The organism is Salinilacustrithrix flava, from assembly GCF_041228405.1.
GTDB classification, from domain to species: domain Bacteria; phylum Actinomycetota; class Acidimicrobiia; order Acidimicrobiales; family Salinilacustritrichaceae; genus Salinilacustrithrix; species Salinilacustrithrix flava.
Genome location: NZ_CP133888.1, coordinates 356,029 through 381,305 on the forward strand (window position 1 = coordinate 356,029; position 25,277 = coordinate 381,305).

Sequence of the window (25,277 nt, forward strand, 5' to 3'; positions counted from 1 at the left end):
CCGGTCGGCACGCCCGGCGCGCAGGAGCGTATTGCATCCTCAGGTCGGTGGGAGCCCGTCCCGACGACCGCGACCTCGCTCGGGGCGCACCGGGAGCGACGTCGGCGGACCGGCTCCACGGGCCGGTCGCCGGAGCGCCTCGAGCCAGGGTCCCTGGATCTCGTAGGTGACCCCGCCGCCGAAGCCGCGCTGGGAGTTGCAGTAGAGGCGGTCGCCGGCGGGGTTGAACGCCAGGCCGGACACCTCCGAGTAGATCGGGACGGGATCGAGCGGGGACGGCAGCTGCTGGCCGTGCTGGGGCCCGGTCATCTGCAGGATCGGGAACAGCGCGTAGTCGTCCCGGCGGATCATCACCGCCTGCATGTCGCCGCCGTCCTCGGCCACCACGATGTTGCCGGTGCGGGGCTGCACGATGACGTGGTCCACCCCGGTGAGGACCGGCTCATCGAAGTCGCCGGCGTCGTAGAGCACGTCCATGGTCTCGGCCACCACGTCGTACAGCCAGACCCGGTCGTCGCCCTTGGTGGTGAGGAACACCTTCCCGTCGTCGTAGACGCAGCCCTCCCCGCCCGCGAACGGCGTCGCCGCTGCCTGCCGGCGGCACGGCACCCCACCGACGCAGGCCGGGTCCGGCACCTCGAGCCAGGTGACGGTGCCGTCGTCGGCGAGGCTCGCCGCCTCGAGCACACCCTCGCTGAGGTCGGGGTAGCGCGCGGGCGTGAAGCGGTAGAAGCAGCCGTCGTCGATGTCCTCGGACAGGTAGAGGTGCTGGCGCTCCGGGTCCACGGTGGCGTTCTCGTGCTTGAAGCGGCCGAGGGCGGGCAGGTCCACCGCCGGGCGCTCGCCCGTCGGGTCGCAGTCGAACACCTTGCCCGACCTCGCCGCGTCGACCGGGTCGTCGACCTCCTCGCAGGACAGCCACGTGCCCCACGGTGTCGCCCCGCCGGCGCAGTTCGACCGGGACCCGGTGAGGATGGCGTAGGCGTCGATGATCGTGCCGTCCGGCGCAAACACGATGGCCTGGGCGCCACCGAGGCCGGTGATGCCCAGCCCGGTGACGTCGGGGGCGTCGACCGGCGGCGGGTTCTCGGAGTTGGAGACGAGGATCCATCCGCCGTCGTCGGTCGGGAAGGTGGCGGCCCCGTCGGGGAACGGCATCGCCGTCTCGGCGGTCGGTCCGATGGGCAGGCCGAACTGCTTGATCACCCGGGAGCTGAACCCGGCCGGCAGCCGGAGGCCGTTGGCGTCGGGCTCGAGCAGCGGGCCGAACGGGCTGGCGCCGGGCTCGGCCGGCGCGGCGAAGGCCTGGACCAGCGCGCCCCGGCCGACGGTGAGCGAGCCACTGGCGGCCAGCGACAGGAGGAGGAAGCGACGGCGATCCACGGGCGACACTTCCCGCTCCGATCACGTCTTTCCTGCCTCCGGGTGCCCGCCTCCGGGCCGGCCGCTGTCAGCGCAGCAGGCCGAGGCGCCGACAGCAGCGCACGAGCAGCCGGTCGGTTCCGGCGAGCTCGACGTCGACGCTGTCGACGAAGGCCCGAGCGATCAGCAGGCCGCGACCGTTGGACCGCAGCGGGTCGTCCAGATCGGGGGTCTCCGGGACCAGCTGCGGGTCCTCCGTCCGGTTGGACACCTCGAGCACGAGCATGTCCGCGTCGATCTGGGCATGGGCGTGGACGTCGTCGGTCGGCGCCGGGGATGCTGCGACGGCGTTGGCCGCCAGCTCGCTGAACACCACCTCGAGATCGTCGATCGTCTCGGGGTCGAGGTCGGCGGCCCGCATCCATCCGACGAAGCCGCGCCGGGAGTCGGGGACGGAGCTGACATCCGCGCCGAAGCGCACGGAGAAGGGCTCGGTCGAATGACCGCTCCGCTGCGGGTGTCTGGGCATGCGGATCCGTTCGGGTGGTGGCTGGAGCCTCCCGCATCGGGAGGTCCGGCTTTTCTACCCAACCCGGCAGGCCGTCAGTCGATTCACCCCGATTGCGTCGGCACCAGGGCCGGGCCGAGCAGGTCGGCCATGTTCTGGTAGTAGAAGCGGTGCTTGTCGACCTCGGCCACGTCGGCCATGGTCGCCTCGAACTTGGCCAGGGGATCCCGGCCGCCCTCGGGATGGGGGTAGTCGGTGGAGAACATGAACAGGTCGGCGCCGGCCTGCTCCATCATCCAGCCCACCGGCTCGCCGGGGAACGGGGTGAAGCGGAGGTGCTCGTGCACGTACTCCGAGGGCGTGCGCGCCAACGTCTGCAGCGGGGTCTCGGTCCGGCGGAAGGCCCGCTGGGCGAAGTCGAGCTGGTGCATCCACGACACGACCCAGCTGGCCCCCTCCTCGATGACGCCTCCGCGCAAGCCGGGGAACTGGTCGAACAGGCCGTCGAGGATGAGGGTGCCGAGGAACAGCGCGGGCGAGTTGGAGATGGCGAGGAAGTCCTTGGATCGGATGTTCTCGCCGCCGCCGAGGTGATCCGTGACCGGTCGGCCGTTGTTGTGGAAGCTGCGGTCGAGGAGCCGGCCGCCACCGCCGACGTGGAGCACGAAGGGCACCCCGCTCCCCTCGAGCAGCGCCCAGAACGGGTCCAGGTCCGGATGCGTCGGCGCCCGCTCCCCCGCAGCGGTGGAGGGCACGTGGACGGCACCGCTGCCGAGGTCGATGGCCTCCTGCAGGAGGGTGACCGCCCGGTCGGGGTCGTGCAGCGGCACGTACGCGACGGGCAGCAGGCGGGGATCGTCGGCGCAGAAGGCGGCCACCGCCCGGTTGTGCGCCGCGCTCCCGGCGTACAGCAGGTCGAGGTCCTTGCCCACGAACATCGCCGACGCGAAGGTGGCGAACACGAGCTGGCCGTGGAACCCGAACAGGTCGACGACGTGGCTGCGCTCCGCCGGGTCGAAGGCGCCCATGGCGTTCCACCCCTTGTCGAGCAGCAGCCGCTCCTCGGCCTGCGCCCGCGCGCCGGCATCGGTCCTGCGGGCCTCGGCGTCGCCTGTCGCCCGGTCGAGCACCGGCGCCAGCCTCGCCATCGACCGACCCTTGAGCCGGTCGAGCATGTCGCGCTCGATGTAGGGGTCGAGGAAGCCGGGCAGCTCCATGAGGTGGCTGTCGGCGTCGAGGATCGGGCGTCCCCCTGCGTAGGTCATCGTCACTCCGTCCTGGCCGGTTGCACTTTGCAACCGCTCTCCCGACAGGAGAGCACAGCCGGTTGCAGAGTGCAACCACTCGTGCGCCACACTGGGCCGATGGCTGCCGAGGTCGCCGGACCCGAACCGGAGCGACTGTCCGCCGACGAGCGCAGGCAGGCGCTGCTCGACGTGGCCAAGGCCGTCGTGAACGAGTCCGGCCCCGGTGCGGTGACCATGGGCGCAGTCGCCGAGCGGGCCGAGGTGACGCGGGCCCTCGTCTACAAGCACTTCGAGAACAAGGATGCGCTGCTCCTCGAGCTGTACCGGCGCGAGGCGAGCGCGCTCGACCGCAGCATCCGCCGGCAGGTCGAGGCAGCCGAGGACGGCTTCGAGCCCAAGCTCCGCGCCTTCGTCCGGAGCTGCCTCGACGCCGCCGGGGAGCACGGCCAGTTCTTCGCCCCGCTGCGCAGCGCCCGCACGAGCGACGGCGCCCGCCGCCAGCAGCGCCGCTGGGACCGGCGGACCTCCGGCTACTTCGCCGACCTGGCCGGTGAGGAGTTCGGCATCGACCCCGCCACCGCGACCACGGCCATCGGCGTCCTGTTCTCCGGCATCCAGAACCTGCTCTCCCAGATGCGGCGGAGCCCCAGCGCCGACCGGCGAGACGAGCTCGAGGAGGTCTACGTCGAGATGACCATCGGCGCCCTCACCCGCCTGGCTGCCGGCCGTCGACCACCGGCGTAGGGTCTCGGGTCGACGACGACTGCCGGGGGTGGCGGGATGCGGCACGGGTTCTGGATCCGCAACGGGATGGCGCACGAACCCGGCGCGAGCCTGGCGCTCGCCGAGGCGGCCGAGGCCGGCGGCTGGGACGGCGTGTTCGTGAGCGATGCCGTCATGGAGGACCACGACGAGCCCTTCGTGCTCCTGGCCGCCATGGCGGCGCGCACCGAGCGCATCACGCTGGGGACCTGGGTGATCCCGCTGGTCGCCCGGGACGTGGTCGCGGTCGCCCGGGCGGCCGCCGGCGTCGACCAGCTCTCGGATGGGCGCCTGGTGCTCGGCATCGGCATGGGCAACGAGGTGGAGCACCGGGGCCTCGGCGTCGTTCGCGACGGCCTCGGGGCACGCCACGACGTAGCCCTCGACCTGCTCGATCGGCTGCTCCGTGGCGAGGAGGTCACCGTGCACGACGGACAGCACGAGCTCGACGGCGTCTCGCTGCGCACCCGCCCGGCCCGATCTCCACGTCCGCCGATCATGCTCGCCGCCACCTGGCCCAACCGGGCCGGCACCCGCCGGGCGGCGCGGTGGGACGGCTTCATGCCCCAATGGCCCGGCCTCGGTGAGGGCGCCGACCCCGACGTGGCCGAAGGGGCTCGCATCGCCGAGCTGAAGGCGCTGCTGGGCTGCTACCGCGACGCCGGCGGAGACGGCTCGGTCGTCGTCCCCCGCACCGAGCGCTTCGGGGCGGACTACGACCGGAGGTGCGAAGAGCTGGGCGTGGACTGGCTGCTCACCTGCGACTCCCTGGACGAGGCGGCGCTGCGGGTCGGGCCTCCTGCGGGCTGACACCGGACGGCACGAGGGTGCCCGGGGCGGGGTTCGAACCCGCACGCCCGTCGCCGGGCCGGGGGGTTTAAGCCCCCTGCGTCTGCCAGTTCCGCCACCCGGGCGCGGGCGTCACGTTACGCCCGGGCGGATGGCCGACCCGGCAGTCAGCCTTCGTCGTCCCGCTGGCCGGGCGGCGCCTCGGTCGTGGTCGTCTGCTCCGGCGCCGTCGTCGTGGTCGACTCCTGCTCCTCGTCGGGTTCGGTCGTCGTCGTGGTGGACGTCGTGGTCGACGAGGTGGTCGTGGTGGCGGAGGGGTCCGGGCGCACCTCGACGGTGGCGGTCGGGCCGAGCTGCTGGGGACCGGCGCCGGCGTCGCACCGGGCCGAGACCTGGTAGGTCCCGGGCACGGCGGTGGCCGGCATCTGCACGCTGGCGCGTCGGGTCGCCTCGTCGGAGTCCACGTCGGGCTGGCTCTCGACCAGCACCGGGGTGGGCGGGGGCGGCTCCTGTCCCTCGGGGACCTCCTGCTCGACCACCGAGGTCGGTCCCTCGAGCACGACGAACCAGGCGGCCCGGCACATCTGGTAGCCGTTGGCGATCACGTCGACGGCGTCGCCGGGCTCCACGCTCGGCGTGGCGGTGAGCTCCATGGGCGGCGACGTGTCGCTGAGCAGCTCGGGGTCCGGTTCGGGGAACTCGGTCGGCGGCACGTCGGCGAGGGCCTCGACCATGAAGTCGTGCCAGATCATCGCCGGGATGGTGCCGCCCTGCACGACCTGGCCGTCGACGTCGGCGATGGGGTCGTTGCCCTCGGGGTTCCCGACCCACACGATCGCGGTGTACTCCGGGGTGTAACCCGCAAGCCAGGCGTCTGCGTTGTTCTGGGTCGTGCCGGTCTTGGCCGCCATCGGGCGGTCGAGGGCGGCGCGGCGGGCGGTGCCGCTGCGAGGGGTCTCGGAGAGCACGGCGCTGACCGTGTCGGCGATGCGGGGCTCGACCGCTTCCTCCTCCTCCGGATCCGCCGGATCCCAGATCGTTCGTCCGTCGCCGTTCTCGACCTCGGTGATGACGAAGGGATCGATGCGCACGCCGGACCGGGCGAACGTGCTGTAGAGCGAGGCCATCTCCAGCGGGCTGACCTCCTCGGTGCCGAGGGCGATGGAAGGCTCGGCCTCCAGCTCCCGGCGGATGCCGAGGCGCTGGGCGAGGTCGGCGACCGCTCGTGGCCCCACCTTGGTCAGCGCCTGGGCGTACACGGTGTTCACCGAGTTCACGGTGGCCTCGGCGAGCGTGATGACGCCGTAGTCCTGGCCGCCGGCGTTGGTCACGGTCCACGGCCCGCCCTCGACCTCGAGGGTGATCTCCGCCGGCGCCGGGTACTGCTCGCCCGCACCGTTGCCCGCCTCGAAGTTCGCGGCCAGGGTGACGGGCTTGAACGTCGAGCCGGGTTGGCGGCCCGAGCCACCGGCGCCACCGGCGAGGTCGACCTGCAGCGCCTCGAAGTCGCGTCCGCCGACCCAGGCCCGGACGGCACCGGAGCGGTCCACGGCGACGAGTGCGGCCTGCGGGTCGGACGGATCGTCCAGGTGGGCAGCGACCGAGGCCTCGGCTGCTCGCTGGTCGGCCAGGTCGAGCGTCGTGTGCACGACCAGGCCCTGGTCGTACAGGGCCTGCTCGCCGAGCTCCTCGATGAGCAGGCCGCGGACGTGCTCGACGAAGTGCGGGGCCACGCCCTCCTGGAGCGTCGTCGGCGAGGCGGCCCGGACGGTGACCTCGATGGGCGTGGCGATGGCGGCCTCGCCCTCCTCCGGGGTCAGGGTGCCCATGTCGACCATCGCGCTGAGGACGGCGTCGCGCCGCTGCTGCGCCGCTTCGAGGTCCTCACCCGGGTCGAGCCGGCTGGGCGAGCGCAGCAGGCCCATGAGCAGCGCGGCCCGCTCGGCGCTCAGGTCGGCGGCGGCGCTGTCGAAGTAGGTGCGGGCTGCGGCCTCCAGGCCGTAGGCGCCACGGCCGAAGTACACGGTGTTGAGGTAGCGCTCGAGGATCTGGTCCTTGTCCTCGGTGCGCTCGAGCTTCACGGCGAGCACGGCTTCGCGGACCTTGCGGCTGAAGGTCCGGTCGTCGTTGAGGTAGGCGTTCTTCACCAGCTGCTGGGTGAGGGTGGAACCACCCTGGGTCGAGTCGTCGGTGACGTTGTTCCACACGGCGCGAGCGATGCCGAAGGGATCGATGCCGCCGTGCTCGTAGAAGCGCTGGTCCTCGGCGGCGATCAGCGCGTCGACGGCGACCGGGGCCATCTCCTCCAGGGGCACCTCGAGCCGCAGGCCCTCCTGGGCGAGCAGGGCCAGCTCGTTGCCGTTGCGGTCGAGCAGGACCGCCGCCGCCGACGTGGATCGGGCCGGGGGCAGATCGGTCGTCGTCCACAGCCAGGCGCCGGCGACGAGCACGAGCACGAACAGGGCCGCGAGGCCGTAGACGGGCCAGCGCAGCCACCGCCACGCCGGGCGGGCCCGCTCGCGGAGCGCGGCGAGGCCGCTGGCCGGTTCGGCGGCCGGCTCGTGGCCTGGTCCGCCGTGATCAGGCCCGTCGGGGCGGGTGGGGTCGGGCTCAGGAGCCCCGTTCTCGTCGGTCATGGTGGGGGTCTCCTTCGACCGCCGACCTCTACCCCTGGCACGGCCGTGCCAGAACTCGCAGCGTACGTCAGCCCCCACCGTCCGCGTCGCCGCTGGCGCTGGTCGACGCCTGGGTCGTGGTCGTCGCCGTCGTGGTCGTCGTGGTCGTCGGCGCGGTCGTGGTGGTCGACGACGACGTGGTCGAGGTCGGTTCGCTGCCGCCGTCTCCGTCGCCGCCGTCCTCGTCGTCGTCCGCGCCGTCCCCCTCGTCGGGCTCCGTCGTCGTCGTCGTCGTGGTCGAGGACGTGGTCGAGGACGAGGTCGAGGTCGTCGACGACGTCTCGGCCTCGATCCGCTCCTGGGCCTCCTCGGCCGCCGGCGAGCGGCGGTTCGGGTTGCGCAGCAGGTCGCCGTCGGGCTCGGCGAACTCCGTGGCGGGCACGCCCTCGAGGGCCTCGACCATGAAGTCGTGCCAGATCATCGCCGGGACGGTGCCTCCCTGCACCTGCTCCCCGTCGACCTCGACGGTCTCGTTCGTGTCGGGGTTCCCGACCCACACGATGGTGGTGTAGTCGGGCGTGTAGCCGGCGAGCCACGCATCCGCGCTGTTCTGGGTCGTGCCGGTCTTGGCCGCCATCGGGCGGTCGAGGGCGGCGCGCCGAGCGGTGCCACGTCGCGGCGACTCCTGCAGCACGGCGTTGACCGTGTCCGCGACGGACGGGTCGACGACCTCCTCGCCCTCCAGCTCGTGCTCCCACAGGACGTCGCCCTCGCGGGTCTCGACCTTGGTCATCACGAAGGGCTCGACCCGGGTGCCCGATCGAGCGAGGGTGGAGTACAGGGTGGCCATCTCCAGGACGCTGACCTCCTGGGCCCCCAGCGCGATGGACGGGTGCGGCTGGAGCTCGCGGGTGATGCCGAGTCGGTTCGCCATGTCGACCACCGCATCGGCTCCGACCTGCAGGACGGCCTGGGCGTAGACGGTGTTCACCGAGCGGACGGTGGCGTCGGCGAGGCTGAGCGTGCCGTAGCCCCCGCCGCCGGCGTTGGACACCTCCCACGGCTCGGAACCGGGGATGTCGAAGGTCATCTCCGCCGGGGCCGGGAACCGCTGACCGGCGCCGTTGCCGGCCTCGAGGTTGGCGGCCAGGGTGACGGGCTTGAACGTCGAGCCGGGTTGGCGGCCCCCGCCGCCGGCATCGGAGACGAGGTCGACCTGCAGCGCGTCGAAGTCCCGGCCACCGACCCAGGCCCGCACGGCGCCGAAGCGGTCGACACCCACGACCGCGGCCTGGGGATCCTCGGGGTCGTCGAGGTGCGCCGCGACCGCAGCCTCGGCGGCGCGCTGGTCGGCCAGGTCGAGGGTCGTGTGCACGACGAGGCCGCGGTCGTAGAGCGCCTGCTCACCGAAGCGCTCCACGAGCAGCCCCCGCACGTGCTCCACGAAGTGGGGCGCCACCCCGGCCCGCAGCACGGTGGGGGTCGGGTCGGCAGCGGTGACCTCGACGGGGGTGGCGGCGGCCCGCTCGGCCTCCTCGGGATCGAGCGCGCCCATGTCGGCCATGGCACGGAGGACCGCGTCGCGCCGCTGGCGGGCGGCTTCGGGGTGGTCGTCGGGACCGAGCGACTCCGGGGCCCGCAGCATGCCGGTGAGCAGGGCCGCCTGCTCCGGCGTGAGGTCGGCCGCCGTCGTGTCGAACCACGTGCGCGCCGCGGCCTCGATCCCGTAGGCACCACGACCGAAGTACACGGTGTTCAGGTAGCGCTCGAGGATCGCGTCCTTGTCCTCGGTGCGGTCGAGCTTGACGGCGAGCACGGCCTCGCGGACCTTGCGGGTCAAGGTGCGGTCGCTGGTGAGGTAGGTGTTCTTGACCAGCTGCTGGGTGAGGGTGGAACCACCCTGGGTCGAGTCGTCGGTGACGTTGTTCCACAGGGCGCGGGCGATGCCGGCGGGATCGATGCCGCCGTGGTCGTAGAAGCGCCGGTCCTCGGCGGCGATGAGCGCGTCGACCGCCACCGGCGCGACCTCGTCGAGGTCGACCTCGAGCCGGAGGCCCTCCTGGGCCAGCACGGCGAGCTCCTCGCCGGTGTGGTCGACCAGCACGGCCGACGCCGCGACCGAGGGGGTGGGCGGCAGCTCGGTGGTGGTCCACAGCCAGGCCCCGACGCCGAGGACGACCACGACGAGTGCGGCGAAGCCGTAGACCGGCCAGCGCAGCCACGGCCACGCCCCTCGGAGGCCATTCCGGCCATCCCCGGGATCGGGGGGATCGGCGGTCGGGGCATCGGCGCCGGCCTCGTGGTCGGCGCTCTGCGGGCGCGCCGGCTGGGGCGCGTCGGGTTCGTGGCTGGGCATGGCGGGGGGTTCTCCTTCGACCGGCGCCCCGTACCCGCACCGCGTCGGCGGCAGACCCCGACGGTCTCAGCTCTCGGCGACGTACCCGCTCGGGTCCTCGGGCACGAAGCCGTCGAGGTCGTCGTCGCCCCGGAACAGGTGCCGGTGGCCGTCGCTGAACCGCACGATGGCCGCGCCCCGCATGCAGCTGCCGTCGGGAGCGGTGAGGGCCAGCTCGTGCCGGGCCATGGCGAGGCGGTGGTACTGGTCGGTCCGCAGCTGGGCCTCCCAGTCGGTCGGGCCCGGCTCGGTGGCCCCCTCGCGGACGACCACGAACACATCGGCGTAGTCGAACTCGACGGGGATGCCATCGATGTCGGCGTGGGAGAGCACGATCCGGTACGACTGCACGACCCCGACGGTAGGGCACCGGGCCACTCATGCCGCCAGGGCGGCCTCACGCTCGAGCGCCGTCCACAGCGAGGTGCGGCACCGGATGGCCGCCGCACCGTCGAGGCCGTTCACCAGGACGATGCCGTCGACCAGGTCGGCCAGCACTGCGGTCCACGGACGCTCCGCGACCCGGACGGCGATCGTGCAGCCGCGCCGGTTGCGACGGATGGTGCGCACGGCGTCGCCCCGGCCGGGCGGCGTGCGGAAGATCGGCACCTCCAGACCCTGGAGGCGGGCGGATTCGCTGAGGGTCCGGACGGCGTGGGCGAAGCGGAGCGACGTGGACATGGCCCCAGCATCCCCGCACCCACCGACAGGAACTCCCGGCGGGGCCCGACCCCCGTTCCTGTCAGCACCCCTGTGCGACGGTGCCGCCATGCCCGCCCTCGCCACCGCCTGGTCCCCGGCCCAGCAGCGCATCATCGAGCTGCTCCGTCGCCGCCCGGACGACGCGCCCGTCGGGGCCGACGTCGTCGCCGCCCTCCACGCCGAGCTCGAGGAGCGCCTCGCGCCGGTCGCCGAGCGGGTCCCCGCCGGGGCGGCGCTGTGGGTGGGCAAATCCGCGCTCCACCAGCTCGACACCTGCGAGGGGCGCTGGCAGGCCGAGGCCAGCTCCCGCTTCGCGTGGAACGTCCCCGCGGCCCGGGGCACCGTGGCCCACAAGGCCATCGAGCTGCAGGCGAACTGGCGCGGCGAGAGCGAGCCGTGCCGATTGGTGGACGAGGCCATCACCCGCCTGGCTGAAGGCGAGGGCTCGCTGGCCGCGTTCCTGCGGGCCCTGTCCACGGTGGAGCTGGCCGAGCTGCGCCAGGAGGCGGTCGGCTTCGTCACCGCCTTCGAGGAGTGCTTCCCCCCGCTCAAGTCCCGGTGGCGGCCCGTGGTCGACGGGCCGGCACGCGTCGCCCTGGCCGGGGGCCGCATCGTGCTCGGCGGACGACCCGATCTCACCCTCGGCCGGGCCGCCGACGGCGGAAAGGTCATCATCGACCTGAAGACCGGCCGACCCTCGCGCCACCACATCGACGACCTGCGCTTCTACGCCCTGGTGGATGCCTGCAAGGTCGGGTTGCCGCCGCGCCGGCTGGCCACCCTGTACCTGGACACCGGTACGCCGACGGTGGAGCACGTCACCGCCGGCGTCCTCCAGGCCGCAACCGAGCGGGTCGTGCGCTCGGCCGAGGCCATGGTGGAGCTGCGCACGGCAGCCCGCCCCGCACAGGTTCGCCCCAACCCGATGTGCCGCTGGTGCCCGGCGCTGGCCGGCTGCGAGACGGGCAGCGCCTGGGTCGCCGCCGAGGCCGACGGTGAGCACGACGACGGGTTCTGGTGGCCCGAGCCAGAGGTTGCGGCGCCGTGAGGGTCAGCCGTCCTCGGCGGCCTCGTCGAAGGCGTGGGGGTCCTCGTCCATGGAGCGCAGGCGCCCCGTCTGCAGCAGCCGGGCGAGCACCGCCAGCAGGGCGACGCCGGAGAGCGCGGTCACCACCCGCACGCTCACCACATCGGCGAGCGCGCCCTGCACCAGCGACCCGATCGGGTAGCTGCTGGTGAGGCCCATCACGTAGAGGGCCAGCACCTTGCCCCGGCGGTGCTCGTCCACCTGCACCTGGATCGTGGTGTTCAGGGTCGAGGACAGGCCCAGGTACCCGCCGCCGGCGACCACCAGGAACAGCACCGCCATCGGGAACACCGGCGACAGGGCGAAGACCAGCAGGGAGGTGCCGTAGACACCGAGCGCGCCGCCCACCAGCGCGGAGCGGGCCAGCCCGCTGCCCCGTCCCGCCACCAGCGGCGTGGCCAGCACACCACCGATGCCGAGCGCAGCGCCGAGGAGGCCGTAGCGGAAGCCCGACACGTCGAACACCTGCTCGGCGAACACGGCCAGCAGCGGGAACACCGGGTTCCCGAAGAAGCCGAGGGCGATGACCACCATGATGCAGGTGGCGATGCCCGGCATGTTGCGCACGTAGGCCGCCGTCTCCCGCAGGTCGCCGAGCACGGAACCCGACCGCGGTGCTCGCTCGACCGGAGCCGGATGGATGGTGGCCAGCGCGAACAGCACCGCCACGTAGGACAGCGCGTTCAGCCCGAACGCCCACGACGGTCCGAGCGTGCCGAGGACGAGGCCGCCGAGGGCCGGTCCCACCGCCCGGGCAGCGTTGAACTGCGCCGAGTTCAGCGTCACGGCGTTGAGCAGCAGGTGGCGGGGCACCAGCTCGGACACGAACGCCTGCCACGCCCCGATCGAGGTGCCGGCGATGGCGCCGAAGAGGGCCACCATCGCCGTGATGCTCCACGGCTCGGCGACGCCCGAGCTCCACAGGAGCCACAACCCGACGGCAGCGAGGGCGAGGGCGGACTGGGCGACGAGCAGGACGGTGCGTCGGGGGTAGCGGTCGGCCAGGGTGCCCCCGAGCGGACCCATGAACAGGGCGGGGAGGAACTGCAGGAACGAGGCGAGGCCGACCCAGGTCGCGCTGTCCGTGAGCTGGAACAGCACGTAGGGCACGGTGACGTTCTGCATCCACGTGCCGCTGTTGGAGATCGTGGCGCCGATCCAGAACCGACGGAAGTCCGGGATCCGCAGCGCCGCTCCCGCCTCGCGGAGGCCGGGGCGGGCACGCTCCGCCTGCGGATCGTCGATCGCCATCGCCGGGCACGCTAACGACGCCTCGACGCCGTCCCGCCCCGCCCGACGCCGGACGCGTGTGACATCGGCACCGCCAGAACGGGGTGGATACGCTCCCCGCCATGGCCCGCCCCACCGCTGAGTCGGTCCGCGCCGCCGGACAGCTCCTGCCGGTGCACGTGCCGCCCACGGCAGCGCCCGAGCTGGACGACCCGAGGGTCTCCGACGTCGACGAGTGGGGCCGCTCCGAGCGCACACGGCGGCTGGCCCGGACGCTGTTCGCGCCGATGTACGACCGCTGGTTCCGGGTCGAGTGGGAGGGGTTGGAGAAGATCCCGACCGACGGCGGAGCGCTGCTCGTGGCCAACCACGCGGCCGCGATCCCGAGCGACGCACCGGTGATCATGCACGGCATCGAGACCGAGCTGCAGCGTCCCGTCTACGGCCTGGCCGACGAGCTGTTCAAGAAGGTGCCCGTGGTCGGCACGCTCTGGTCCCGGGCCGGCGGCGTGCTGGCCCACCCGGACAACGCCTACCGCCTCCTGCGCCAGCAGCAGCAGCTGGTGCTCGTGTTCCCCGAGGGCTCCAAGGGGCCGGGCAAGACCTTCGACGAGCGCTACCAGCTGCGCCGCTTCGGCCGGGCCGGGTTCGTGCAGATCGCCATGCGAGCCGGCGTGCCCGTGATCCCCATCGCCGTGGTGGGCGCCGAGGAGTCGATGCCGATGCTGGCGAACCTGACCCCGCTGGCCAAGGCGCTCGGCCTCCCCTACGCGCCCGTCACCGCCAACATGTTGGCCTTCGGACCCCTGCTCGGGCCGCTCGGGGCGCTGGTCCACCTGCCGGCCAAGTTCAAGCTCCGGGTCCTCGATCCGGTCCACTTCGACGTCCCGCCCGACCAACCCCGGTACAGCCGCAGCAAGGTGATGGACGAGGCCGAGTCGATCCGCGAGCAGATCCAGGATGCGCTGTACGACATGCTGCGCCACCGCCGATCCGTCTGGAGCGGGTGATGGGCAAGCGCGTGCTCGTCACCGGCCTCGGCACGTTCTGGGGTGCCCGCGTCGCCAAGGCCCTCGAGGCCGACCCGGGCGTGGACGTCATCGTCGGCCTCGACACCCGCGAACCGCTGCTCGAGCTCGAGCGCACCGAGTACGTCAAGAGCGACGAGAACTACTCGATCCTCTCCCGCATCGTGGAGGCGACCCAGGTCGACACGATCGTGCACACGTTCCTGGTCGTGGACTCGACCCAGATGCGGGGTCGCACGATGCACGAGATCAACGTCATCGGCACGATGAACCTGTTCGCCGCGGCCACCGACTCCTCGGTCCGGACCGTGGTCGTGAAGTCCTCGTCCTACGTGTACGGCTGCGAGCCGAGCGACCCGGTGTGGTTCACCGAGGAGACGCCCCGGCAGAAGCCGCCCAAGCACCGGGTGGAGCGCTCGCTGGCCGAGGTGGAGAGCTACGTGCGCGACTTCGCCGTCGACAACCCCCACGTGGCCGTCACCATGCTGCGGTTCTCCAACGTGCTCGGCCCCGAGCTGAGCACCCCGCTGTCACGCATGCTCGAGCTGCCCGTCGTGCCGCACGTGTTCGGCTTCGATCCCCGCTTCCAGTTCGTCCACGAGGACGACGTCGTGCGGGCGATGCTGTTCGTGCTCGACCACGAGCTGGCCGGCGTGTTCAACGTCGCCGGCGACGGCCTCCTGCCCTGGAGCGAGGTGGCGGGCATCTGCGGCAAGCGCACCGTGCCGCTCCCTCCGATCGGGCAGGGCCTGGTCACCGCAGCGCTCGCGCGGCTCGGGGTCGACATCCCGCCGGAGATCGTCGACCTGCTCAAGTACGGCCGGGGGTTGGACAACGGCCGCCTCAAGCGGGCCGGCTTCGACTACACGCACACCTCGGCGGGCGCCGTGCAGGCCTTCATCGAGTCGCTCCGCCTCAAGCGCACGGTGGGGCCCAAGGCCGAGTACCAGTACGAGCGCGAGGTCGAGGACTTCTTCCGCCGCTCGCCGGCGGTCGTGCGCCGGCCGCGCTAGCTCAGGATCGCTGGTCGACCTCTCGGTCGAGGTCGAGCGGCTGGACGACGGCTCGGGTGGCGTAGTCGCCCCACTCGTCCTCGGGCAGCAGGTACATGAGCTCGAACTCGTTGCCGTCGGGGTCTGCCCCGTACAGCGACTTGGACACGCCGTGGTCGGACTGGCCGCGCAGCGCCCCGGCCTCGGCGAGCACCTCGCGTGCCCGGGCCAGCTCGTGGATGGACCCGACCCGCCAGGCCAGGTGGTAGAGGCCGGTGGCGCCGTGGGGCGGGCGGGGTGCGCCGCCGCCGACGCCGATGAGGCCGAGGTCATGGTGGTTGTCCGACCCGCCGGCACGCAGGAAGGCGGCCCGGCCGGGCATCTCGTCCACGACCTGGAAGCCGAGGACATCGCGGTAGAACTCGACGGCGGTGGGGACGTCGCGCACGTAGAGCACGGCGTGGTTGAGCTCGGTGACGTGGACGGGTTCCATGTGCGCTCCTCTGGCAGGACGACGGGGTCCGGTCGGGCCGGACCCCGGTCGTCGCTGGTGGTTCGGCGCCGCGTGGCGGCCGGTTGCGACCTCAGCCCTCGGCCACGGCCTGGACGTCGATCACGATCTTGACGTTCTTGCCCACGAGCACGCCACCGGTCTCCAGGGCCTGGTTCCAGGTGATGCCGAAGTCCTCGCGGTTGATCTCGGTCTCGCCGGCGAAGGCGATGCGGCCGTTGCCCCACGGGTCCTTGTTGGCGCCCTCGAACTCGACGTCGAGGGTCACGGGGCGGGTGACGTCCTTGACGGTGAGGTCGCCGTCGACCTTCCAGTCGTCGCCGGACTGGCGCACGCCGGTGGAGCGGAAGGTGACCTTCGGGAACTGGTCGACGTCGAGGAAGTCCGCCGACTTGACGTGGGTGTCGCGGTCCTCGGCGCCGGTGCTGAAGCTGGCGGCATCGAGGGAGACCTCGACCGAGCTCTGGGTGGGGTCTTCGCCGATGACGACGGTGCCGGACTCGATGGCGAAGCCGCCCCGGACCTTGGAGAGGCCGAGGTGACGGACCTGGAAGTCGGCGCTGCTGTGGCTCGGGTCGAGCTGGTAGGTGCCGGCGACGGGGACGGTGGTGTCGGCGGCGGTGCGGGTCAGGGTGTCAGACATGTTCGGTGCTCCTGGGGGGATCTTTGTCAGCGGGATTGTTGCCTATACAACAACATAGCAGCAGATCATTGCGCGTGCAACGAGTTGTTCGTAGCGTGGACGCCATGGCCCTCCCCACCGATCCCGCCGAGCACCTCGACGACCCCCGCATCGAGGCCTACGGGATGCTGATCGAGGCCCACAACGAGCTCCACAACGCCTTGCAGCGCAACCTCGACGCGCAGGCCGGCGTGCCCATCGGCTGGCTCAGCGTGCTGATCCGCCTGGCCCGCTCCCCCGACAGCCGTCTGCGCATGACGGTGCTGGCTCGGGACATGACGATGAGCACGAGCGGCCTCACCCGCCTCATCGACCGGATGGAGGCCGAAGGGGTCGTGCGGCGGGAGGCGTGCCCGGAGGACCGCCGCGGGCTGCTCGCCGTGCTCACCGAGCAGGGCCGATCGCTGCTGGCGTCCACCGCTCCGTGCCACGTCGCCGACCTCGAGCAGCTGCTCGGCGGCGCGCTGGACGAAGCCGAGCTGGGCCAGCTCACCGACCTGCTGCGTCGGGTGCGGGACCACGTCCGCGAGGTCGGGCCACCCCCGGGCTGAGGGGGATCGGTCTGCCAGACTCACCCCGATGAGCCAGGTCACCACCGAGATCACCGACGGCGTCGCCGTCGTCACCCTGAACGACCCGGACAAGCGCAACGCGCTGAACCTCGGCATGGTGGAGGAGGTGACGGCTGCGCTGGACGCCATCGAGGCCGACGAGTCCGTCGGGGCCGTGGTCGTCACCGGTGAGCCGCCGGCCTTCTGCGCCGGCGCCGACCTCTCCCACCTGGGCTCCTCCCAGCGCGAGGGCCTGATGTCGATCTACCAGGGCTTCCTCCGCTTCGGACGCTGCCCGCTGCCCACCATCGCCGCGGTGAACGGCGCCGCCGTCGGGGCCGGGATGAACCTGGCCCTGGTCTGCGACGTGCGCATCGCCGCCGAGCGAGCGAAGTTCGACACCCGCTTCCTCCAGCTCGGCCTCCACCCCGGCGGCGGCCACACCTGGATGTACCGCCGCATCGCCGGCCCCCAGGCCGTCACCGCCGCCGTGCTGCTCGGTCAGGTCATGGACGGCAAGGAGGCCGAGCGCGTCGGCCTGGTCCATCGCTGCGTGCCCGACGCCGAGCTGCTCGACCACTGCATCGACATGGCCCGCGCCTCGGCGGAGGCGCCCCGGGACCTGGTGATGAAGATCAAGGCCTCGATCCAGGACATGGCCGACATCAGCGACCACGACGCCGCGGTCGAGCGCGAGCTGGACCCCCAGGTGTGGTCGCTGAACCAGCCGGCGTTCAAGGAGCGCCTCGCCGCGCTGCAGGCCAAGATCTCCAAGAAGTAGCCGCAACACCAGCACTGCCAGAACGGGTCGGACTGGCCGCCCGGGGGGTCAGTCGGCGAGGACGAAGCCGGCGTCGACGACGGCCAGGACCGCGGTCTGGGTCTCGGCGTCCTCGCTGGTGACCACGATCGACCAGACCCGGTCGTCGTCGGGGACGAGCAGCCGGCTCACGTAGGAGTCGATGGTCTCGCCGTCCTCGGCGGAGGGCTGCGCCAGGCGGAAGTCGATGCGGGCCCGGCCGTCGTCGGCCTCGACCACGTTCACGTCGGCGGCACCGGCCGCCAGCACCTCGGCCTCGGCGGCGGCACGCACGTCCTCGACGCTCGTCCCCTCCGCCACGTCCACCTTGATCTCGGCGACGCGCCCCTGGTCGTCCACGCCGGCGGCGTAGAAGAGCGCCCCTGTCGAGGCCACGTTCCGTGCCGCGTCCAGGAAGAAGGGCTCGGCCAGGCGGACGTCCTCGAGCTCGGCGAGGGCCTCGTCGTCGAGGCGGGTCGCGTTCCAGCCCTGGGGGACGGCGATGCCGAACCCGAGGGACGGGAACGGGGCGAAGGTGGTGCCGGCGATCTCGGGGACGTCGAGGTCGCCGGGGTCGGCCTCCTCCGTGCCGCCGTGACCGGGCAGCTCCGACTGCTCCGGGAGGGGATCGGCCGCCGGCGGGCTGTCGTCGTCATCCCCGCAGCCGGCGAGGGCGGCGGCAGCGAGACCGGCGGCGAGCAGCGCGCTGCGGACCCTCACAGCACCCACGCCTCGAGCAGCTCGTCTCGACGGGTGTCCCACTCCTCGGACGTGATGCCGTAGCGCACGTGGTCCTCCCAGACGCCGTTGATCTCCAGGTAGCGCAGGGCGATGCCCTCCTCGCGGATGGCCAGCTTCTCGACCACCCGGCGGCTGGCCCGGTTCCGGGGGATGATGGCGATCTGGAGCCGGTGGAGGCCGAGCTCCTCGAACGCGTAGCGGCAGGCGACGACGACGGCCTCGGGGGTGTAGCCCCGACCGGCGTTGGCCTCGTCGACCCAGTAGCCGACGTAGGCGTTCTGGAACGGGCCCCGCTGCACCGAGGACAGGTTGATCTCCCCGATCAGGGCGTCGTCCTCGCTGAACACACCGAAGCCGTAGCCGGTGCCGAGCTGCCACTCGCGGGCCCGTGCCGAGCACCGGGCGGCGAAGGCGTCCTTGCTCTCGACCACGTCGGGCTGGCCCGCGATGCGGCGGGGCTCCCAGCGCGTGAGCCACCCGGTGTTGCGCCGGCGCACGTCCCGCCAGGCCGGGAAGTCGCGGACGCCGAGGGGGCGCAGCACGATGCGCCGCCCCTGCAACCGCGTCTGCGCCGGCGACCAGCTCACCGGCCGAGGACTTCGCCCAGCGCGCCGAGCAGCAGCGTGACGTTGCGCGGTCGGGCGGTGTGGCCCATGCAGCCGATGCGCCAGACCTTGCCGGCGTACTCGCCGAGCCCGCCGCCGACCTCGATGTCGTAGCGATCGAGCAGCGTGGCCCGCACCGCGGCCTCCTCGACGCCGTCGGGCACCACCACGGTGGTGAGCTCCGGCAGCCGGTGCCCCTCGGTCGCGAACAGCTCGAAGCCGAGCTCGACCAGGCCGTCCTGCAGCAGCTGGCCGCACTCGGCGTGCCGGGCGTGGACCGCTTCGATGCCCTCGTCGAGCAGGGCGGTGAGCCCGCCGTGGAGGGAGTAGATCATCGAGATCGGTGCGGTGTGGTGGTAGGTGCGCTTGGCGCCGGCGGTGCCGACGTAGCTGCCGATCATGCGGAGGTCGAGGTACCAGGACTGGCTGCGCTCGACGAAGCGGTCCCGGGCGCGATCCGACACCGTGATCGGCGACAGGCCCGGCGGCACGCCGAGGCACTTCTGGGTACCCGAGTAGGCGAGGTCGACGCCCCACGCGTCGGCCTCGAAGGGGATGCCGCCGAGGGACGTGACGCAGTCGACGAGCAGGAGGGCGTCGCCCTTGCCGGCGGCGACGGGCTCCACGTCGGAGCGAGCGCCGGTGGAGGTCTCGGCGTGCACCATGCCGATGAGGGTCGGCGAGGGGTGGGCGTCGAGGAGCCGGTCGGCGGTGACGGGGGTGCCCCAGTCGAAGTCGACCCGCACGACCTCGGCGCCGGTGCGGGAGGCCACGTCGCACATGCGGGCGCCGAACACGCCGTTCACGCCGATGACGGCGACGTCGCCGGGACCGAGCACGTTGACGATGCAGGTCTCCATGCCGGCGGATCCGGTGCCGCTGATGGGGATCGTCAGGGCGTTGGTGGTGCCGAAGACGGTGCGGAGCTGGTCGCACACCTCGTCGAGCAGCGTGAGGAACGCGGGGTCGAGGTGCCCGAGCATCGGGCGCATGAAGGCCTCGATGGCCTCGGGATAGGGGTTGCCGGGCCCGGGGCCCATGAGGATGCGGTCGGGGCGGGGCACGGCGCGGAGGCTAGATCGGTTGCCGGGACGATGGAGAACGGCCGGCCGTCAGGCGAGCGAGTCGACCAGGCCGTCGAGGATGTCGCTCTCGGACACCAGGCACTCCTCGACGCCCAGCCAGCGGACGATGGCCACGAGGATGCACGCCCCGGCGACGATCACGTCGGCCCGGTCCGGCTCGAGGCCGGGGTTGTGCATGCGATCGGCCAGGGACTCGGTGACGAGCGTGCGGAACACGTCCTCGATGGCGGCTCGCTCGAAGCGGAAGTGGTGGATGGCGTCGCGATCCCACTCCTGCAGGCCCAGCTCCACCGCCGCCATCGTCGTGATGGTGCCGGCGAGGCCCACGAACGTCTTGGCCGAGCGGGCCTGGGGCAGCTCCCGGACGACGTCCTCCATCCACGCCTCGGTGACCGAGATGCAGGCGTGCAGCTCCTCCGGTGCGGGCGGGTCGCTCTCCACGTACTGCTCGAAGAAGCGCACGCAGCCGATGTCGATGGACATCGACCCCTCGACCTCCTGGGTGCCCACGATGAACTCCGTGGAGCCGCCACCGATGTCGACGACCAGGAACGGCCCGTCTGCCGGGTCCAGCTCGGCCGTGGCACCGCGGAAGGACAGCTCGGCCTCCGACTCGCCGCTGAGCAGCTCGGGCCGCACGCCGAGGACCTCCTCGGCCGCGTCGAAGAACTCGTCGCTGTTCGACGCGTCGCGGGCGGCCGAGGTCGCCGTGACCCGGACGCGCTCGGCACCGTGCTCGTCGATGATGCGGCGGTAGTCGCGGAGCACCTCGATGGTGCGGGCGATGGCCTCGGGTTCGAGCTTCCCGGTGGCGTCCACGCCCCGGCCGAGGCGGGTGATGGTGTTCACCCGGGCCAGGGGCTCCTTGGCCGCGCCGGTCCCCCGGGAGACGAGCAAGCGGGTGGAGTTGGTGCCGCAGTCGATGGCGGCGAGCACGGGGGCGTCCACCGGGCCACCCTGCCTCGCCAGCTCGGCCTCGATCCAACGCCCGACGGGATCGTCGCCGCCGGCGAGGTGCCAGGCCCAGTGGGCGTGGAAGCACTTGATGCCGCGTCTGGTGCCGCCGACCCCGCCCGAGGGCCGAGGACCAGTGTGGTCCGCGGGGATCGCCGCGTCGCGCTCGGCCGCGTAGCGATCGTGGGCCTCGGCGATGACGTCCTCGCCGATCTCGGCCTCGGCCCGGTCGATGGCGCCGGTGGACTCGAGGCGACCGATGCGGGCGCGCTCCTCGTCGCCGACCAGCCAGTAGCGCGTGGGCATGGGCGTGCCGTCGAAGAGGAGAGGTGCGTTGCGGATGACGAGCGGCGCGCCGGCGGCGTCTCGCACGACCACGTCGAAGTGGGCCTGGGGCGCGCGCCCGAGCAGCTCGGCGACAGCGGCGATGTCGGCCTCGTCGGCCATGGCGGGCTACGCCCCGTGGTTGGAGCGGCGGCGACCGAGGAGCCAGAGGATGAGCAGCACGAGCACCACCGGGCCGATCCGCTTCACGACCGAGGCGCCGGCGGCGTCGACGAGGTCGACCGGCTCGCGGTCGGGCGAGTCGATCTTGCGGACACCCGAGATCGGCTCGGCCTTGGCGCCGCCGGTGTCGCCGGCGACCGGGGTCGCCGCGGCAGCGCCGCCTTCGGCATCGGCCGCGACGGGCGCGGTGCCGTCGACGGGCGTGGGCTCCTCGCCGTCGGGGGTGCCGATCGCCTGGTCGGTGCCGGTGGCGGATTCGGCCGCGTCGGCGGTGGTGCCGGAGCTCGCTGCGGGTTCGGCCGGCGCGTCGAGCTTGCCCTCGAGGCAGTCGACGAACTCGCCCATGAGCTTGGCGCTGACGTCGGCGATCATGCCCCGGCCGAACTGGGCGACCTTGCCCTTGATGGTGAGGTCGGTGTCGACGGTGACGTGGGTCTGACCCGAGTCCTCGGACATGTTCACGGTGATGAGCGCGCTGGCGCTGCCCTGGCCGCGGGTGTCTCGCCCCTCGGCCTTGAGCACGAGCTTCCGGGCGGCTTCGTCCTGCTCCTGGAAGGTGGCCGCACCCTTGTACTGGGCGGTGATGGGGCCGACCTTGACCTTGACGATGCCCCGGTACTCGTCGCCCTCGATCTCCTGCAGCTGGGCGCCGGGCAGGCACGGGGCGATCAGCTCGACGTCGGTCAGGACCTCCCAGGCCCGCTCGATCGGTACCGGGACGGTGAACTCGTTGGTCAGCTCCATCTGCGGAGATCCTCCAGGGTGTCGATGTCGGCGGTGCGATCGGTGCGGGTGTGCCCGGCGTCGCACGGTATCTCCAAGACGAGCTCGGGACGACCTCGCATCACGGCACGCCCGACCTCGTCGCCGGCGGCCGGCAGCAGGTCCCACACCTGCGCGCCGAGCCGCACGGGGTGCCCGCGCCGGCCGTCGTAGGTGGCGACGGCGACGGCAGCATCGGCTGCCGCGACCTCCTGCCAGGCCGTCGCGGTGACGAAGGGCTGGTCGCCGAGGCCGATCACCACGGCGTCGTGGCCACGCCGGCGGGCCTCATCGATGCCGACCCGCACCGACGTCGCCTGCCCCTCCTCCCACGCCGGGTTGCCCAGGGTGGCCATGCCCTCGGGGACGAGGTGCCCGACGTCGGCCGCACCGGTCACGACCACGGCCTCGAGGCCGCTCCCGCCGAGCGCGTCGAGCGCGTGGGCGAGCAGGGGGCGGCCCTCGAGGGGGGCGAGCAGCTTGTGGGTGTCGCCCGCGTAGCGGCTGCCGCCGCCGGCGGCGAGGAGGACGGCCAGGACCATCGCTCCAGTGTGGCCGGGAGCCGCCTGCGCAGGTCGGGCGCCCGTGGCAGCATCAGCGCATGGATCCCCTCGCCGCCCGCCGCATGCTCGCCCAGGTCCGCCTCGCCATCGGCATCGGCGCCCTCGTCGCCCCCCGCCTCACCGGGAAGCTGTTCGGCATCGACGCATCCGACAATCCGGCGGCGCCCTACCTCGCCCGCATCTTCGGCGCCCGAGAGGTGTTCATGGCCGCCCCGTTCCTCATGCCGGCACCGGGCCTGGACGAGGCCGAGCTGGCGTCGCGCGCCGTGCCGGTCGACGCGGCCGACGCCCTGGCGTCCCTGGCCGGCGGGCTGCGCGGCTACCTGCCGTGGCGGGCCGCCGTCCCGGCCACCGCGGCCGGCGTGCTCGGGACCTGGCTCGGGACGCAGGCAGCGAAGAACGAGAAGCTCATCCGCCCCACCTGACCGTTCGCTGATCACGGATCGACCACATCCGGTCAGATCCCGACCAGCGAAGCTGGCGGGTGGCGTTCACTGGTCCGACATCGACCACATCCGGTCCGATCCGGACCAGCGAAGCGGATGGGGTCAGTGGATGGGGCCGGCGGCGTCGCGCAAGGACGGGGCCTGGCGGCCCGTGCGGGTGGCGATGACCTCGGCCATGATCGACACCGCGGTCTCCTCCGGCGTGCGGGCCCCGAGGTCGAGGCCGATGGGGCCCATCACCCGGGCCAGCTGCTCGTCGGTGACGCCCTCCTCCCGGAGCCGGCGGTTGCGGTCGTCCGTGGTGCGCCGCGAGCCCATCGCCCCGAGGTAGCCGACATCGGTGCGCAGGGCGGCGATCACGGCGGGGACGTCGAACTTGGGGTCGTGGGTGAGCACGCAGACCGCATCGCGGGGACCGAGCTGGTCGCCCACCCGCTCGAGCAGGCGGTGGGGCCAGTCGACGACGACCTCGTCGGCGAACGGGAACCGAGCCTTCGTGGCGAAGACCTCCCGGGCGTCGCAGACCGTCACCCGGTAGCCGAGCACCTTGCCGACGCGGGCGAGCGCGCCGGTGAAGTCCACGGCGCCGAACACGAGCAGCTGCGGCGGCGGGGCGAAGGACTCGACGAAGACGGCGACGTCGTGCTCGTTGGCCTGGCCCTGGGTGCCGTAGTGGCGCACGCCGGTGGTGCCGGCCGCGAGCTCGCCGAGCGCATCGCGGGCCACGACGCGGTCGAGGTCGGGGTCGCCGAGCGAACCGATCGGCTCCTCGTCGGGGCGCACGAGCAGCTTCCCACCCACGCCGGGGCCCTCGACGACCGTCGCCAGCGCCACCGGCTCCTCGGACCCGATGGCGTCGCGCAGCACCTCGAAGATCGCGGTCACCAGTCGAGGGGCTCGACGAAGAGGTGGATGGTGCCGCCGCAGGTGAGCCCGACCGCGAAGGCCTCGTCGTCGGAGTAGCCGAAGGTGACGATGCGCCGGTCGCCGGACTCGATGATCTGCAGCGCCTCGGTGACCACCGCGCCCTCCACGCAACCGCCGGAGACCGACCCGGCCACCTCGCCGTCCTCGTTCACGGCCATGGCCGCGCCGGGCAGGCGGGGGCCCGAGCCCTCGACGTCGACGACGCGCGCGACGGCGACCTGCTTGCCGGCCTTCCGCCAGCGGTCCAGGTCCCCGAGGATCTCGCGCACGTCGCCAGCCTACGGAGCCGCTGCCGGGACGGGGGCCGCGTCGCCGGCGATGACCGCGGCCAGGCGCTCCAGCGCATCGATGCTGTGGCCCTCCACGAACGCATCGACGTGGGGCAGCGCGGCTGCCATGCCGCGGGCGAGCGGGGCGTAGCCGGGCGTGGCCTTCAGGGGGTTGACCCACACCACCCGGTGGGCGACGCGCTGGAGGCGCTGCATCTGCTCGGCCAGTGCCTCGGGGTCGCCCCGGTCCCACCCGTCGGAGAGGATCACCACGACCGCACCCCGGGCCATGCCGCGCACGCCCCACTCGTCGTTGAACCGAGCCAGGCCCTCCCCCAGCCTCGTGCCGCCGGCGAAGTCGGCGACCGCGGCCGCCGCCAGGCGGAGCGCCTCGTCCGGGTCCCGCCGCTTGAGCTCCCGGGTCAACCGGGTGAGGCGGGTGCCGAGCGCGAATGCCTCGATCCGGCCGCGCGCCGCGACCGCGGCGTGGACGAAGCGCAGGAGCGGCCGGGCGTAGGCCTCCATCGATCCGGAGACGTCGACCAGCAGCACGACCCGCCGGAACCGCTCGCCCGGCTGGGTGTGGGACCGCCGGATCGGCTCGCCCCCGGTGCGCAGCGCGTGGCGGACCGTGCGGCGGAGATCGGGACGGCCCCGGACGCCGCGGGTCGGGATGCTGCGGCGCGACGGCCTGGGAGCGCCGACCAGCGCCAGGCGGTCCATGAGCGCCCACGCCTCGGCCAGCTCGTCGTCGTCGTAGGCGGCGAAGTCCTTGTGGCGCAGCGTCTCGACCCGGGAGAACCGGACCTGGATCGTGGGGTCGGCGTCGGCGACGTCGTCACCACCGTCCATCTCCGCGTCGGGATCGTCGACCGCGATCGTGATGCGCTGCGGCGTCGACGCCGGCGGCCGGGGCAGGGGCACGCCACCGAAGAAGGCGGCGAAGAGCTGGTCGAACGCGGCCACGTCCTCGGCCCGCCGCACGAGCGTGGCCCGGCCGGCCCAGTACACGTCGTCCCCGACGGCGAGGTCGACCTGGTCGAGCGCGGCGGCGAAGGTCACCGACGCGTCGATGGGGACGACGAGGCCGGCCTGGCGCAGGGCCCGGACGAAGGCCACGGCGGCGGTGGCCGGGTCGCGCAGGACGTCGGGCACGCG

27 protein-coding genes and 1 tRNA gene are annotated in these 25,277 nt (G+C 72.9%); 8 read left to right on the forward strand and 20 right to left on the reverse strand.

The window, feature by feature from the left end:
* Window positions 1-39: 39 nt before the first annotated feature.
* From RGQ06_RS01750 to RGQ06_RS01760, 3 genes are all read right to left on the reverse strand, one after another.
* Window positions 40-1,383: an alkaline phosphatase PhoX gene (locus RGQ06_RS01750; protein ID WP_432428504.1), complete on the reverse strand. Its 1,344-nt coding sequence runs from the start codon at window positions 1,381-1,383 to the stop codon at window positions 40-42.
* Window positions 1,384-1,450: 67 nt separating this feature from the next.
* Window positions 1,451-1,891 carry an ATP-binding protein gene (locus RGQ06_RS01755; RefSeq protein ID WP_432428505.1) on the reverse strand — a complete coding sequence of 147 codons (441 nt, stop codon included), beginning with the start codon at window positions 1,889-1,891 and terminating at the stop codon, window positions 1,451-1,453.
* Window positions 1,892-1,974: 83 nt separating this feature from the next.
* The gene (locus RGQ06_RS01760) at window positions 1,975-3,135 is read right to left on the reverse strand and encodes an amidohydrolase family protein (RefSeq protein ID WP_432428506.1); all 1,161 of its coding nucleotides are present in this window, start codon (window positions 3,133-3,135) and stop codon (window positions 1,975-1,977) included.
* Between the two features lie 99 nt (window positions 3,136-3,234).
* Between RGQ06_RS01760 and RGQ06_RS01765 the strand changes: the two genes are divergently transcribed.
* Both RGQ06_RS01765 and RGQ06_RS01770 read left to right on the forward strand, forming a co-directional pair.
* A complete protein-coding gene (locus RGQ06_RS01765) occupies window positions 3,235-3,861 on the forward strand; it encodes a TetR/AcrR family transcriptional regulator (RefSeq protein ID WP_432428507.1) in 627 nt (208 codons plus the stop codon).
* 66 nt (window positions 3,862-3,927) lie between these two features.
* Window positions 3,928-4,689, forward strand: coding sequence for an LLM class flavin-dependent oxidoreductase (locus RGQ06_RS01770; RefSeq protein ID WP_432428508.1), 762 nt, complete (start codon window positions 3,928-3,930; stop codon window positions 4,687-4,689).
* A gap of 18 nt (window positions 4,690-4,707) precedes the next feature.
* Here the strand turns inward: RGQ06_RS01770 and RGQ06_RS01775 are convergent.
* The 5 genes from RGQ06_RS01775 to RGQ06_RS01795 all read right to left on the reverse strand — a co-directional run bounded on the left by RGQ06_RS01775 (window position 4,708) and on the right by RGQ06_RS01795 (window position 10,359).
* Window positions 4,708-4,793 (reverse strand) — tRNA-Leu (locus RGQ06_RS01775).
* Between the two features lie 42 nt (window positions 4,794-4,835).
* Window positions 4,836-7,304 (reverse strand): transglycosylase domain-containing protein, encoded by a 2,469-nt coding sequence (locus RGQ06_RS01780; protein ID WP_432428509.1) that lies wholly within the window; start codon window positions 7,302-7,304, stop codon window positions 4,836-4,838.
* 67 nt (window positions 7,305-7,371) lie between these two features.
* Window positions 7,372-9,639 carry a transglycosylase domain-containing protein gene (locus RGQ06_RS01785; protein ID WP_432428510.1) on the reverse strand — a complete coding sequence of 756 codons (2,268 nt, stop codon included), beginning with the start codon at window positions 9,637-9,639 and terminating at the stop codon, window positions 7,372-7,374.
* A 66-nt stretch (window positions 9,640-9,705) separates the two neighbouring features.
* Complete coding sequence (locus tag RGQ06_RS01790; protein WP_432428511.1) at window positions 9,706-10,029, reverse strand: hypothetical protein; 324 nt, start codon at window positions 10,027-10,029, stop codon at window positions 9,706-9,708.
* Between the two features lie 27 nt (window positions 10,030-10,056).
* The gene (locus RGQ06_RS01795) at window positions 10,057-10,359 is read right to left on the reverse strand and encodes a hypothetical protein (protein WP_432428512.1); all 303 of its coding nucleotides are present in this window, start codon (window positions 10,357-10,359) and stop codon (window positions 10,057-10,059) included.
* A gap of 88 nt (window positions 10,360-10,447) precedes the next feature.
* On the opposite strand from RGQ06_RS01795, the gene RGQ06_RS01800 reads away from it, so the two are divergent.
* Window positions 10,448-11,428, forward strand: a complete 981-nt coding sequence (locus RGQ06_RS01800; RefSeq protein ID WP_432428513.1) for a PD-(D/E)XK nuclease family protein — start codon at window positions 10,448-10,450, stop codon at window positions 11,426-11,428.
* A 3-nt stretch (window positions 11,429-11,431) separates the two neighbouring features.
* On the opposite strand, the gene RGQ06_RS01805 is transcribed toward RGQ06_RS01800, so the two are convergent.
* Window positions 11,432-12,718 carry an MFS transporter gene (locus RGQ06_RS01805; RefSeq protein ID WP_432428514.1) on the reverse strand — a complete coding sequence of 429 codons (1,287 nt, stop codon included), beginning with the start codon at window positions 12,716-12,718 and terminating at the stop codon, window positions 11,432-11,434.
* A gap of 101 nt (window positions 12,719-12,819) precedes the next feature.
* On the opposite strand from RGQ06_RS01805, the gene RGQ06_RS01810 reads away from it, so the two are divergent.
* Both RGQ06_RS01810 and RGQ06_RS01815 read left to right on the forward strand, forming a co-directional pair.
* Window positions 12,820-13,707, forward strand: coding sequence for a 1-acyl-sn-glycerol-3-phosphate acyltransferase (locus RGQ06_RS01810; RefSeq protein ID WP_432428515.1), 888 nt, complete (start codon window positions 12,820-12,822; stop codon window positions 13,705-13,707).
* Window positions 13,707-14,738 carry an NAD-dependent epimerase/dehydratase family protein gene (locus tag RGQ06_RS01815; protein WP_432428516.1) on the forward strand — a complete coding sequence of 344 codons (1,032 nt, stop codon included), beginning with the start codon at window positions 13,707-13,709 and terminating at the stop codon, window positions 14,736-14,738. The genes RGQ06_RS01810 and RGQ06_RS01815 overlap by 1 nt, the downstream gene beginning before the upstream one ends.
* Window position 14,739: 1 nt before the next feature.
* Here the strand turns inward: RGQ06_RS01815 and RGQ06_RS01820 are convergent, their stop codons facing one another.
* Window positions 14,740-15,210 (reverse strand): VOC family protein, encoded by a 471-nt coding sequence (locus RGQ06_RS01820; RefSeq protein ID WP_432428517.1) that lies wholly within the window; start codon window positions 15,208-15,210, stop codon window positions 14,740-14,742.
* Between the two features lie 91 nt (window positions 15,211-15,301).
* Complete coding sequence (locus RGQ06_RS01825; RefSeq protein ID WP_432428518.1) at window positions 15,302-15,871, reverse strand: YceI family protein; 570 nt, start codon at window positions 15,869-15,871, stop codon at window positions 15,302-15,304.
* Between the two features lie 104 nt (window positions 15,872-15,975).
* On the opposite strand from RGQ06_RS01825, the gene RGQ06_RS01830 reads away from it, so the two are divergent.
* Both RGQ06_RS01830 and RGQ06_RS01835 read left to right on the forward strand, forming a co-directional pair.
* Window positions 15,976-16,461 (forward strand): MarR family winged helix-turn-helix transcriptional regulator, encoded by a 486-nt coding sequence (locus tag RGQ06_RS01830; RefSeq protein ID WP_432428519.1) that lies wholly within the window; start codon window positions 15,976-15,978, stop codon window positions 16,459-16,461.
* A 28-nt stretch (window positions 16,462-16,489) separates the two neighbouring features.
* Complete coding sequence (locus RGQ06_RS01835) at window positions 16,490-17,242, forward strand: enoyl-CoA hydratase (protein WP_432428520.1); 753 nt, start codon at window positions 16,490-16,492, stop codon at window positions 17,240-17,242.
* A 48-nt stretch (window positions 17,243-17,290) separates the two neighbouring features.
* Here RGQ06_RS01835 and RGQ06_RS01840 read toward each other — a convergent pair whose 3' ends face one another.
* The 6 genes from RGQ06_RS01840 to RGQ06_RS01865 form a co-directional block, all read right to left on the reverse strand.
* Window positions 17,291-17,980 carry a hypothetical protein gene (locus tag RGQ06_RS01840; protein WP_432428521.1) on the reverse strand — a complete coding sequence of 230 codons (690 nt, stop codon included), beginning with the start codon at window positions 17,978-17,980 and terminating at the stop codon, window positions 17,291-17,293.
* Complete coding sequence (locus tag RGQ06_RS01845) at window positions 17,977-18,543, reverse strand: GNAT family N-acetyltransferase (protein WP_432428522.1); 567 nt, start codon at window positions 18,541-18,543, stop codon at window positions 17,977-17,979. The genes RGQ06_RS01840 and RGQ06_RS01845 overlap by 4 nt, the downstream gene beginning before the upstream one ends.
* Window positions 18,544-18,584: 41 nt before the next feature.
* The gene (locus tag RGQ06_RS01850; protein ID WP_432428537.1) at window positions 18,585-19,646 is read right to left on the reverse strand and encodes a pyridoxal-phosphate-dependent aminotransferase family protein; all 1,062 of its coding nucleotides are present in this window, start codon (window positions 19,644-19,646) and stop codon (window positions 18,585-18,587) included.
* Between the two features lie 72 nt (window positions 19,647-19,718).
* Entirely contained in the window at window positions 19,719-21,092 is a 1,374-nt protein-coding gene (locus tag RGQ06_RS01855; RefSeq protein ID WP_432428523.1) for a DUF501 domain-containing protein, read from the reverse strand.
* A 6-nt stretch (window positions 21,093-21,098) separates the two neighbouring features.
* Window positions 21,099-21,896 carry an SRPBCC family protein gene (locus RGQ06_RS01860; RefSeq protein WP_432428524.1) on the reverse strand — a complete coding sequence of 266 codons (798 nt, stop codon included), beginning with the start codon at window positions 21,894-21,896 and terminating at the stop codon, window positions 21,099-21,101.
* Entirely contained in the window at window positions 21,887-22,456 is a 570-nt protein-coding gene (locus RGQ06_RS01865) for a nucleotidyltransferase family protein (RefSeq protein WP_432428525.1), read from the reverse strand. Before RGQ06_RS01865 ends, RGQ06_RS01860 begins: the two co-directional genes overlap by 10 nt.
* Before the next feature lie 59 nt (window positions 22,457-22,515).
* Here RGQ06_RS01865 and RGQ06_RS01870 point away from each other — a divergent pair, with 59 nt between their 5' ends.
* A complete protein-coding gene (locus tag RGQ06_RS01870; RefSeq protein ID WP_432428526.1) occupies window positions 22,516-22,902 on the forward strand; it encodes a hypothetical protein in 387 nt (128 codons plus the stop codon).
* Window positions 22,903-23,025: 123 nt separating this feature from the next.
* On the opposite strand, the gene RGQ06_RS01875 is transcribed toward RGQ06_RS01870, so the two are convergent.
* From RGQ06_RS01875 to RGQ06_RS01885, 3 genes are read right to left on the reverse strand one after another with little or no spacing between them, the layout of a single operon-like run.
* Window positions 23,026-23,808, reverse strand: a complete 783-nt coding sequence (locus RGQ06_RS01875; RefSeq protein ID WP_432428527.1) for an XdhC family protein — start codon at window positions 23,806-23,808, stop codon at window positions 23,026-23,028.
* Window positions 23,805-24,119 (reverse strand): XdhC family protein, encoded by a 315-nt coding sequence (locus tag RGQ06_RS01880; RefSeq protein ID WP_432428528.1) that lies wholly within the window; start codon window positions 24,117-24,119, stop codon window positions 23,805-23,807. The genes RGQ06_RS01875 and RGQ06_RS01880 overlap by 4 nt, the downstream gene beginning before the upstream one ends.
* Before the next feature lie 9 nt (window positions 24,120-24,128).
* On the reverse strand, window positions 24,129-25,274 hold the full coding sequence (locus RGQ06_RS01885; protein WP_432428529.1) for a vWA domain-containing protein: 1,146 nt from the start codon (window positions 25,272-25,274) through the stop codon (window positions 24,129-24,131).
* Between the last annotated feature and the right edge of the window lie 3 nt (window positions 25,275-25,277).